This is a genomic window from Streptomyces sp. KR55 (genome assembly GCF_052245645.1).
Classification (GTDB): Bacteria; Actinomycetota; Actinomycetes; order Streptomycetales; family Streptomycetaceae; genus Streptomyces; species Streptomyces flavusporus.
The window spans coordinates 1-2,542 of the sequence record NZ_JBQQCE010000789.1 but is presented as its reverse complement, the minus strand read 5'-3'; the positions used below and the strand labels follow the sequence as shown (position 1 = coordinate 2,542).

Genomic DNA, 2,542 nt, shown 5'->3' with positions numbered 1-2,542 from the left:
GTCGACCCGGAGAAGTACAGCGGCTTCGCCTTCGGGTTCGGCATCGAGCGGATGCTGATGTTCCGCCACAACGTCGAGGACATGCGAGACATGGTCGAGGGTGACGTCCGGTTCACCCGGCCGTTCGGGATGGAGATCTGATGCGGGTCCCGCTTTCTTGGCTGCGGGAGTACGTCGACCTGCCGGAGACGGAGACGGGTCGTGACGTGCAGGCCAAGCTCATTTCGGCCGGCCTGGAGGTCGAGACCGTCGAGCAGCTCGGCGACGGACTCAAGGGCCCCCTGGTCGTCGGCCAGGTGCTGACCATCGAGGAGCTGGAGGGCTTCAAGAAGCCGATCCGCTTCTGCACCGTCGACGTCGGCACCGCCAACGGCACCGGTGAGCCCCAGGAGATCGTCTGCGGCGCCCGCAACTTCGCCGAGGGCGACAAGGTCGTCGTGGTCCTCCCGGGCGCCGTGCTGCCCGGCGGCTTCGCGATCTCCGCGCGCAAGACGTACGGCAGGAACTCGCACGGCATGATCTGCTCCAGCAGCGAGCTGGGCATGGGCGACGACGGCACGCACGGCATCATCGTGCTGCCGCCCGAGACCGAGGTCGGCAAGGACGCCATCGAGCTGCTCGAGCTGGTCGACGAGGTGCTGGACATCGCCGTCACCGCCAACCGCGGCGACTGTCTGTCCATCCGCGGCGTCGCCCGCGAGGCCGCCATCGCCTACGGCCTGCCGCTGCGCGACCCGGCCCTGCTCGACGTACCGGCGCCGAACGCCTACGGCTACCCGGTGAAGGTCTCCGAGCCGCTCGGCTGCGACCGCTTCACCGCCCGCACGATCAGCGGCCTGCGGCCCGAGGCCCGCTCCCCGATCTGGCTCCAGCGCCGGCTCCAGAAGGTCGGCATGCGCCCGATCTCGCTCGCCGTCGACGTCACCAACTACGTGATGATGGAGCTCGGCCAGCCGCTGCACGCCTACGATCGCTCCCTGGTCCAGGGCACGATCGGTGTGCGCCGGGCCGAGGAGGGCGAGAAGATCGTCACCCTCGACGGCGTCACCCGCACGCTGCACGCCGAGGACCTGGTCATCACCGACGAGCGCGGACCCATCGGGCTCGCCGGCGTCATGGGCGGCGCCAACACCGAGATCGCCGACCACGAGAACACCGAGGGCGCCACGACCGACATCGTGATCGAGGCCGCACACTTCGACGCGGTGTCGATCGCGCGGACGGCCCGTCGCCACAAGCTGTCCTCCGAGGCGTCCCGGCGCTTCGAGCGGGGCGTCGACCCCGAGGCCGCGTCCGCCGCCGCCCAGCGCACGGTGGACCTGCTGGTGCTGCTCGCGGGAGGCACCGCCGAGGCCGGTGTCACCGAGGTCATCACGCCGTCCGCGCCGCACACCATCACCGTTCCGGCCGACCACCCGGACAAGGTCGCGGGCGTCGAGTACGGCCGCGAGACCGTCGTACGCCGGCTCCAGCAGATCGGCTGCGACGTGTACGGGCAGGACGAGCTGATCGTCACCGTGCCGTCCTGGCGGCCCGACCTGCTCGAGCAGAACGACCTCGCCGAAGAGGTCATCCGGCTCGAGGGCTACGAGAACCTGCCCTCCACGCTGCCCAAGCCCCCGTCGGGCCGCGGCCTGACCCACCGGCAGCGGCTGCACCGCCGGGTCGGCCGGGCCCTGGCCGGTGCGGGCTACGTCGAGGCGCCGAACTACCCGTTCGTCAGCGAGCAGGTCTTCGACCAGCTCGGCCTCGACGCCGACGACCCGGCCCGCCGCGTCGTCCGGCTGGTCAACCCGCTCAACGACGAGGAGCCCGCGCTCCGTACGTCGCTGCTGCCGGGCCTGCTCGGTGCCCTGCGGCGCAATGACGGCCGGGGCTCGCACGACCTGGCGCTGTTCGAGACGGGGCTGGTGTTCCACCCGCGTGCGGACCAGGGCGTCGCCATCCATCTGCCGGTCGACCGTCGCCCCACCGACGAGGAGATCGCCACGCTGAACGCCGCGCTGCCCGAGCAGCCGCGGCACGTGGCCGTCGTCCTCGCGGGCGCGCGTGAACAGGCCGGCTGGTGGGGCAAGGACCGCCCGGCCGACTGGGCCGACGCGATCGAGGCGGCACGCACGGTGGCCCGTGAGGCGGGCGCCGAACTCGTCGTGCGCAAGGGCCAGTACGGGCCGTGGCACCCGGGTCGCTGCGCCGAGCTCGTGGTCGTCGCCGGCGGCACCGAGCGGATCGTGGGGCACGCCGGTGAGCTGCACCCGCGTGTCCTGAAGGCGCTGGGCCTGCCCGCCCGCACCTGCGCGATGGAACTCGACCTGGACGCCCTGGAGCAGGTGGGCAACGGCACCCCGCAGGCGCCGCGCATCTCCACGTTCCCGGTCGCCACGCAGGACGTCGCGCTCGTCGTCGACCAGCCGGTCCCACACGCCGAGGTCGAGGCCGCGTTGCGCGAGGGCGCCGGTGAACTGCTGGAGTCCATCCGGCTGTTCGACGTGTACGAGAACGCGGCGCAGCTCGGCGACGGGCGGGAGTCGCTGGCGTATGC

Annotated in this window: 2 protein-coding genes; both read left to right on the top strand. The window is 72.0% G+C overall.

Annotated features, from left to right (window positions below; all coding sequences use genetic code 11):
- Positions 1-141: tRNA ligase subunit PheS family protein (locus tag ACTWQJ_RS50100; RefSeq protein ID WP_443313001.1), on the top strand; the 141-nt coding region annotated here is incomplete at its 5' end.
- On the top strand, positions 141-2,542 hold a 2,402-nt coding region (pheT, locus tag ACTWQJ_RS50095), incomplete at its 3' end, for a phenylalanine--tRNA ligase subunit beta (RefSeq protein WP_443313000.1). The genes ACTWQJ_RS50100 and pheT, both read left to right, overlap by 1 nt.